At 68.2% G+C, this 7,693-nt stretch carries 7 protein-coding genes; 2 read left to right on the top strand and 5 right to left on the bottom strand.

The window, feature by feature from the left end; translation table 11 throughout:
- Positions 1-87 precede the first annotated feature (87 nt).
- A complete protein-coding gene (locus ACQKIP_RS13230) occupies positions 88-729 on the top strand; it encodes a hypothetical protein (protein ID WP_427743018.1) in 642 nt (213 codons plus the stop codon).
- Between the two features lie 71 nt (positions 730-800).
- Here ACQKIP_RS13230 and mctP read toward each other — a convergent pair whose 3' ends face one another.
- The 5 genes from mctP to ACQKIP_RS13205 all read right to left on the bottom strand — a co-directional run bounded on the left by mctP (position 801) and on the right by ACQKIP_RS13205 (position 6,051).
- Entirely contained in the window at positions 801-2,447 is a 1,647-nt protein-coding gene (mctP, locus tag ACQKIP_RS13225; protein ID WP_365860551.1) for a monocarboxylate uptake permease MctP, read from the bottom strand.
- The gene (locus ACQKIP_RS13220) at positions 2,444-2,713 is read right to left on the bottom strand and encodes a DUF3311 domain-containing protein (protein WP_361386397.1); all 270 of its coding nucleotides are present in this window, start codon (positions 2,711-2,713) and stop codon (positions 2,444-2,446) included. The genes mctP and ACQKIP_RS13220 overlap by 4 nt, the downstream gene beginning before the upstream one ends.
- A gap of 143 nt (positions 2,714-2,856) precedes the next feature.
- Positions 2,857-3,054: a YbdD/YjiX family protein gene (locus ACQKIP_RS13215; protein ID WP_361181582.1), complete on the bottom strand. Its 198-nt coding sequence runs from the start codon at positions 3,052-3,054 to the stop codon at positions 2,857-2,859.
- Positions 3,051-5,198: a carbon starvation CstA family protein gene (locus tag ACQKIP_RS13210; protein WP_365860552.1), complete on the bottom strand. Its 2,148-nt coding sequence runs from the start codon at positions 5,196-5,198 to the stop codon at positions 3,051-3,053. Before ACQKIP_RS13210 ends, ACQKIP_RS13215 begins: the two co-directional genes overlap by 4 nt.
- An 82-nt stretch (positions 5,199-5,280) precedes the next feature.
- On the bottom strand, positions 5,281-6,051 hold the full coding sequence (locus tag ACQKIP_RS13205) for a GntR family transcriptional regulator (RefSeq protein ID WP_365860553.1): 771 nt from the start codon (positions 6,049-6,051) through the stop codon (positions 5,281-5,283).
- A 336-nt stretch (positions 6,052-6,387) separates the two neighbouring features.
- Here ACQKIP_RS13205 and ACQKIP_RS13200 point away from each other — a divergent pair, with 336 nt between their 5' ends.
- Positions 6,388-7,662: an extracellular solute-binding protein gene (locus ACQKIP_RS13200; protein WP_365860554.1), complete on the top strand. Its 1,275-nt coding sequence runs from the start codon at positions 6,388-6,390 to the stop codon at positions 7,660-7,662.
- Positions 7,663-7,693 lie beyond the last annotated feature (31 nt).

Genomic DNA, 7,693 nt, shown 5'->3' with positions numbered 1-7,693 from the left:
ACGGGCGGTGCCGGTGGCTCTGGCGCCAGGGGGGGAGCAGCCGGCTCTGCGGCTTTCTATTATACAAATCTCCGAGCTCCGAAGCCCGTGCCGACGCAGAAGCGGACGGGGGAGGCCGGGGTCGACGGCAGGGCCGACCCCCGCAAGGTCTTCACGGAGGCCGAGCTCAAGGCCGCGCTGCTCCCCGCGAAGGAGGTCGGGCCGAAGGCCAGGGCGTACGACGTCACCACCGGCCTCTCCGGCCTGCATTACGCCGACGGCGACTGGGGCAGCTGCGCTCCCGGCAAGGAGGCACGCGAGGAGTTGGCGCGCCTGCGGGGAAACAGCGCGGGCCAGACGGTGCGCCCCTTCCCCGGCGCGATCGAGGACGAGGACCCGTTCGTCCACGTGAGCCTGGTCTCGATGCCGGTCGAGCGGGCGAAGCGCCACGTCGCACTGCGCAGGCAGCTCAACGACGCATGCCCCCGCGTCACCGTCGACACCGAGGCGGCCCCGGTGGAGGAGCACCACACGGCCGGGAAGCTGGCGGACCTCGGCGACGAAGCCATCGTGGAGAGCACGCGGACCACGGGCGGCGACGAGTACGACGGCATCGCGCGTCACAAGGTCGAGGTGCGGGTCGGCGGTGTGCTCGTCCTCGTGAACGCGGGCACCGACAAGGACGTGGCGGTCCTCGCGGCGGCCAAGGCGGCCGCACATGTCCGGACGGATCTCTACAAGACCTCGTGACGCCGTACGCACACGACGACGGGCCGCCGGATTGCTCCGGCGGCCCGTGTCATTGGCTGGGTCAGGACGGCTCAGTGCCCGCCCGGCGCTCCCGCCGTGGCCGGCGGCAGCTCCTCGACGACGCCGGGGTCGCCGGCGTCCGCCGTGTAGTCGCCGGGAGAGGTCTCGTCGACGCCGTCAGGGGCCTTCACGGCGCGCAGGACGAACGTCATGACCACGGTGACCAACACGTTCAGGACGAACGCCGTGAGGCCGATGTAGCCGATCTCGCCGATGCCGGGGATCTCGTCCGACGAGCCGCCGAAGTGCTTCTGCGTCGGTGAGGCGACCCCGTACGCGGCGGCCGTTCCGTAGATCATGCCGACCGCCCAGCCGGCGAGCAGTGCCCAGCGGTGGAACCACCGCGTGAACAGGCCGCCGACCAGTGCGGGCATGGTCTGCAGGATCCAGATGCCGCCCAGGAGCTGGAAGTTGATCGCGACCGTCTTGTCCATGGTGAGGACGAAGGCGAGCGCGCCCACCTTCACCAGGAGCGAGACCAGCTTGGAGATTTTCGTCTCCTGCTCGGGCGTCGCGTCCGGTTTGAGGAAGTCCTTGTAGATGTTCCTCGTGAAGAGGTTCGCGGCCGCGATCGACATGATCGCGGCGGGCACGAGGGCGCCGATGCCGATGGCGGCGAACGCGACGCCGGTGAACCAGTCGGGGAACATGTTCTCGAACAGCTGCGGAATCGCCAGCTGCCCGTTCTCCACCTTGACCCCGGCCGCGATCGCCATGAAGCCGAGCAGTGCGAGCAGGCCCAGCATCAGCGAGTAGAGCGGCAGGATCGTGGTGTTGCGGCGGATCACGTTGCGGCTCTTGGAGGAGAGCGTCGCCGTGATCGAGTGCGGGTACATGAACAGCGCGAGCGCGGACCCGAGCGCGAGCGTGGCGTAGGTCCACTGCCCGGTGTGCCCCGGCGCGAGGCCCGCAACGGGCTTGCCCGCCGCCTCGTTGGCCGCGGAGAACTTGTCGTCCGCCGCCGAGAAGATCGCGTCGAAGCCGCCGAGCTTGATCGGGATGTAGATGATCGCGACGGCGATGACGAGGTAGATCAGGCCGTCCTTCACGAACGCGATCAGCGCGGGGGCGCGCAGACCCGACGAGTACGTGTACGCGGCGAGCACCGCGAACGCGATCAGGAGCGGCAGGTCCTTGATGAACCAGTTCGTGTCGGGACCGCCGCCGACGCCCATGACGTCGAGCACGGCCTGGATGCCGACCAGCTGGAGCGCGATGTACGGCATCGTGGCGAGGATGCCGGTGACCGCGACGGCCAGCGAGAGCCCCTTGGAGCCGAAGCGGCCGCGCACGAAGTCCGAGGTGGTCACGTACCCGTGCTTGTGCGAGACGGACCACAGACGCGGCAGGAAGGTGAAGATCAGCGGGTAGACGAGGATCGTGTACGGCACGGCGAAGAAGCCGGCCGCGCCCGCCGCGTAGATCGCCGCCGGGACGGCCACGAAGGTGTACGCCGTGTAGAGGTCGCCGCCGAGCAGGAACCACGTGACCCAGGTGCCGAACGAGCGGCCGCCAAGGCCCCACTCGTCCAGGCTCTCGGTCTCGGCCTTGCGCCAGCGCGCGGCCAGAAAGCCCATCGCCGTGACGGCGGCGAAGAAGAAGATGAAGACGGCGAGGGCGATGCCGTTGACGCCGCCCTCCGCTGCGAGCTCGGTCATCGGGTCGCACCCCCCTGGGCCTGCTCGGCCTTGCGGGCGCGCTGGTCACGCTGCCACAGCTTGTAAGCGATCATGGTGAGACCGGTGGAGACGAGCACCCACAGCATCTGGTACCAGTAGAAGAACGGGATGCCGATGAAGGTCGGGTCGACCTTCGCGTAGGAGCTCACCCAGAGCATCGCCACGAACGGCGCGACGAGACAGAGGGCAATGACCACGCGGACCGGCGTGATCACCGGTCTGCTCACTTCAGGCGCATCTGACACTTCGCGGCTCCGCTCCCTCGCTTATCCCACCTTTAACGTGCGGGAAATCTAAGCGAGAGTGTTGATCTATGGAACCCCCGTCCGGATACCGGACGGATGCCGGACAGGCCGACGGGCCTGCCCGGCACGGTGGCGTCAGGGGTTCAGCAGCAGCGGAATCCCTGCCGGGGGTCCGCCTCCTGCTGATCCGTCCGCATACGCTCGAACTCCCGCCGAGAGGGCACGGATGCACCGGGATGCGTCTTGCGCGTATGGGCGACATAACGGTCGTACGCGGACTCGTCGGTCAGCTCGCGTGCATACCACCGCACCCAGCGCAACCCGCGCAGGACCCACGTCATGACGGGACCCGTGCGTCGTCGGACGCCTTGGCCGCCGCCAGTTCCGCCTTCTCCTCGGGGGTCGCCACGAGGCCGGCCGGCGCGGTCAGCTTCGACTCCACGTACGGGGCCTCGCTCAGCTTCGACGACTGCGGGTTGCGGACGTGCTTCACGCAGATGCGGGCCGCGTCCGCGATCACGACGACGATGAGCAGGGCGAGCGCGGCCGTCAGGACGCCGTCGACCGTGGAGTTGGTGACGACGGTGTGCATGTCGTCCATGGACTTGGCGGGCGGCAGGACCTTGCCGTCGTCGATCGCGTCCTGGTAGATCGAGCGCTGCTTGAAGAAGCCGACGCGCGGATCGTCGGAGAACACCTTCTGCCAGCTCGCGGTCAGGGTCACCGTCGCGTCCCAGGCGAGCGGGATACCGGTGATCCAGGCCCACTTGAGGCGCCCGGACTTCACCAGGAGCGTCGTGCAGACGGCGAGGGCGACCGCGGCGAGGAGCTGGTTGGAGATGCCGAAGATCGGGAAGAGCTGGTTGATCCCGCCGAGCGGCTCGTGGACGCCCACCCACAGGAAGTAGCCCCACAGGCCGGTGACGACCGCGCTCGTGATGATGAGCCCGGGCTTCCAGCTGACCTTCTTGAAGGGCTTGTAGACGTTCCCGAGCATGTCCTGGAGCATGAAGCGGCCCACGCGCGTGCCCGCGTCGAGCGCGGTGAGGATGAACAGCGCCTCAAACATGATCGCGAAGTGGTACCAGAAGGCCTTCATGGAGTCGCCGGTGACCTTCGAGAAGATCTCGGAGACCCCGACCGCGAGGGTGGGCGCACCGCCGGTGCGCGAGAGCAGCGAGGACTCCTCGACGTTTTTGGCGGCCTGTGCCAGGTCCTCGGGCGAGATGGAGTAGCCGAGCCCCGCGACGGCCTGGGACGCGGCCTGGACGTTGTCCCCGATGACACCCGCCGGTGCGTTCATCGCGAAGTACAGGCCCGGGTCGATGATGCTCGCCGCGACGAGCGCCATGACCGCGACCGCCGACTCCATCAGCATGGAGCCGTAGCCGATCATCCGGATCTGCGTCTCCTTCTGGACCATCTTCGGCGTCGTGCCCGAGGAGATCAGGGCGTGGAAGCCGGACAGGGCGCCGCAGGCGATGGTGATGAAGACGAACGGGAAGAGCGATCCGGCGAACACGGGCCCGTCGCCGCGTGAGGCGAAGTCGGTGACCGGGTCCATCTTCAGCGTCGGCAGCGTGAAGACGACGCCGAGCGCGAGCAGCAGGATCGTGCCGATCTTCATGAACGTCGAGAGGTAGTCGCGGGGCGCGAGCAGCATCCACACCGGCAGGATCGAGGCGATGAATCCGTACGCCACCAGCCAGATGACCAGCGTCGACGGCGCCAGTGTGAACGTGTCCGCGAGCGACGACTCGGCGACCCAGCGCCCGGCGACGAGCGCGAGGAGCAGCAGCGTGATCCCGATGAGGGAGACCTCGCTGACCCGGCCAGGCCGAAGGACGCGCAGGTAGAAGCCCATGAACAGCGCGATCGGGATGGTCATCGCGATGGAGAAGGTGCCCCAGGGCGAGTCCGCGAGGGCGTTCACGACGACCAGTGCGAGCACCCCGAGCAGGACGATCATGATGGCGAACGCGGCGAGCAGCGCGGCGGCCCCGCCGAAGGGGCCGATCTCCTCGCGTGCCATCTGGCCGAGCGACTTGCCGTCGCGCCGTGTGGAGAAGAAGAGGACGACCATGTCCTGCACGGCGCCCGCGAAGATCACGCCGACGATGATCCAGATGGTGCCGGGCAGATATCCCATCTGCGCGGCCAGTACGGGTCCCACGAGCGGGCCCGCGCCCGCGATCGCCGCGAAGTGGTGGCCGAGCAGGACGCGCCGGTCGGTCGGGTGGTAGTCGATGCCGTTGTCCAGGCGCTCGGCCGGAGTGGCCCGGCTCTTGTCGACCTTCAGGACCCGGTTGACGATGAATTTGGAGTAGAAGCGATAGGCGATGGCGTACGAGCCGAGGGCCGCGGCCACCATCCAGGCCGCCGACACCTCCTCGTCGCGCGCCAGCGCGAGTACGGTCCAGCCCGCGGCGCCCACCAGCGCGACGAGGGTCCAGATGACGATGGATCGGGGATTCGCTGTGCGCACCGGGTCGTCCTCCCGTTCATCATGCGATGACGGGAGGAACGTAGAGCAGCACGGTTCCCCGGCGCCAGACCCCGTACGCGGGTCAGTCGGTGGGGCGCTTGAGGCGTGCCACGAATTTGTAGCGGTCGCCGCGGTAGACCGAGCGGACCCATTCCACCGGCTGACCGCCGCCGTCCAGGGAGTGCCGGGACAGGAGCAGCATCGGCAGGCCCACGTCGGTGCCGAGCAGACCGGCCTCGCGGGGAGTGGCGAGTGAGGTCTCGATCGTCTCCTCGGCCTCCGCGAGGTGGACGTCGTAGACCTCGGCGAGCGCGGTGTAGAGCGAGGTGTACTTGACCAGGGAGCGGCGCAGGGCGGGGAAGCGCTTGGCGGAGAGATGAGTCGTCTCGATGGCCATGGCCTCGCCGTTGGCAAGGCGCAGCCGCTCGATCCTGAGCACCCGGCCGCCCGCGCTGATGTCGAGAAGACCGGCGAGGGTGTCGTCGGCGGTGATGTAGCCGATGTCCAGGAGCTGCGAGGTGGGCTCCAGGCCCTGGGCCCGCATGTCCTCGGTGTACGAGGTGAGTTGCAGCGCCTGGGAGACCTTGGGCTTGGCCACGAACGTGCCCTTGCCCTGGATCCGCTCCAGGCGGCCCTCGACGACCAGCTCCTGGAGGGCCTGGCGCACCGTCGTGCGCGAGGTGTCGAACTCGGCGGCCAGCGTGCGCTCCGGGGGGACCGGGGTGCCGGGCGGCAGCGTCTCCGTCATGTCGAGCAAGTGCCGCTTCAGGCGGTAGTACTTGGGCACGCGCGCGGTGCGGCCGACGCCCGGGGCCGCGCCCGCGTCGGTCTCTGTACTCCCTGCCTCGCCCATGCTCCCACCCGTCTCCCGGCCGCCACCCCTCAACGACGCGCTCCGCGCGGCACGCTGGTTCGGCTCCTGTGCTGCTGCCGTCACCGGCTCCTCCGTCTGTCGCGGCTCACATGGTGGCACGTACCGGGCTGCGCGGACTGTGCCCGCTCAGGTGTCGGTCCGATAACGGACCTGACAGCCCTTCTTATACACCCTTGACACCCCTAAAGGTCTAGGCCAAGCTCCCCGTACTGGTCTACACCATTAAAGACCAGGTTCCAGTCCCACGGGCAGATCTCGGTCCATTTGGTCGCTGCGGGTGGGGGGTTGACTGGCGCATCCCTTGAGGAGGGTGACGTGAAGCGCAAGCTCATTGCGGCCATCGGTGTCGCGGGCATGTTGGTCTCGATCGCGGCCTGTGGCAGCGACGACAAGGACGACGCGAAGACCGGGGCAGACGGCTTCAAGGGGGAGACCCTGACGCTCTGGGCGATGGACGGCTCCACGCCCGACGGCTGGACCAAGGACGTCAAGGCCGCCTTCGAGAAGAAGACCGGCGCCAAGCTGAAGCTCGAAGTCCAGCAGTGGAACGGCATCCAGCAGAAGCTGACCACCGCCCTCTCCGAGGAGAACCCGCCGGACGTCTTCGAGATCGGCAACACCCAGACCGCCGCGTACGCCAAGACCGGCGGCCTCGCCGACCTCAGCGACCTGAAGAAGGGGCTCGGCGCCGACTGGACCGAGTCGATCAACACCTCCTCGGTCGTGGACGGCAAGCAGTACGCCGCCCCGTGGTTCGTCCTGAACCGCGTCGTGATCTACAACAAGAAGGTCTGGGCCGACGCCGGCATCAAGGAGACCCCCAAGACCCGCGCCGAGTTCCTCAAGGACCTCAAGACGATCGGCTCCAAGACCGAGGCCGAGCCGATCTACCTGCCGGGCCAGAACTGGTACCACTTCGTCGGCCTGACCATCGGTGAGGGCGCCGAGCTCGTCAAGAAGGACGGCGACAAGTACGTCTCCAACCTGACCGACCCCAAGGTCGCCAAGGCCATGAAGACGTACAAGCAGTTCGCGGACCTCTCCAAGGCCCCCAAGAACAAGGACGAGGCCACCCCGCAGCAGGCCGAGGTCTTCGCCAAGGGCAAGACCGGCGCCTTCATCGGCATGAGCTGGGAGGCCGCGACCGCGATCAAGGCCAACCCGAAGATCGAGAAGGACATCGGCTACTTCACGATCCCCGGCGCCACCGCCGCCAAGCCCGAGGGCGTCTTCCTCGGCGGCTCGAACCTCGCCGTCGCCGCGACCAGCAAGAAGCAGGAGCTCGCCAAGGAGTTCCTGAAGATCGCGCTGTCGGACAAGTACGAGGGCGCGCTCGCCAAGGAAAGCGGCGTCATCCCGAACAAGCAGGCCCTGGAGTCCAACCTCAAGGGCAACGCGGCCGCCGAGGCAGCCGCGCCCGCCACGGCCGGCGGCGGCACCACCCCGCTGATCCCGGAGTGGGCCGCGGTGGAGAACCCGCCGAACCCGATCAAGAACTACATGACCGCGGTGCTGAACGGTAAGTCCAACGACGAAGCCGCCAAGCAGGTCGAGGGCGAGCTCAACAAGCGCCTGTCGCAGAAGCAGTAAGGACGCGCTTTCGCCGGGGACTTCGGGCCCG

Source organism: Streptomyces sp. NPDC059900 (assembly GCF_050270335.1).
In the GTDB taxonomy this organism is placed as follows: domain Bacteria; phylum Actinomycetota; class Actinomycetes; order Streptomycetales; family Streptomycetaceae; genus Streptomyces.
The sequence above is the reverse complement of the archived record's forward strand: the minus strand, read 5'-3'. Positions and strand labels throughout refer to the sequence as shown.

Coding starts and splice junctions, on each gene's coding strand:
- ACQKIP_RS13215 (WP_361181582.1), bottom strand. CDS start 3,054: ATGACGTGGGTCCTGCGCGGGTTGCGCTGGGTGCGGTGGTATGCACGC.
- mctP (WP_365860551.1), bottom strand. CDS start 2,447: ATGACCGAGCTCGCAGCGGAGGGCGGCGTCAACGGCATCGCCCTCGCC.
- ACQKIP_RS13205 (WP_365860553.1), bottom strand. CDS start 6,051: ATGGGCGAGGCAGGGAGTACAGAGACCGACGCGGGCGCGGCCCCGGGC.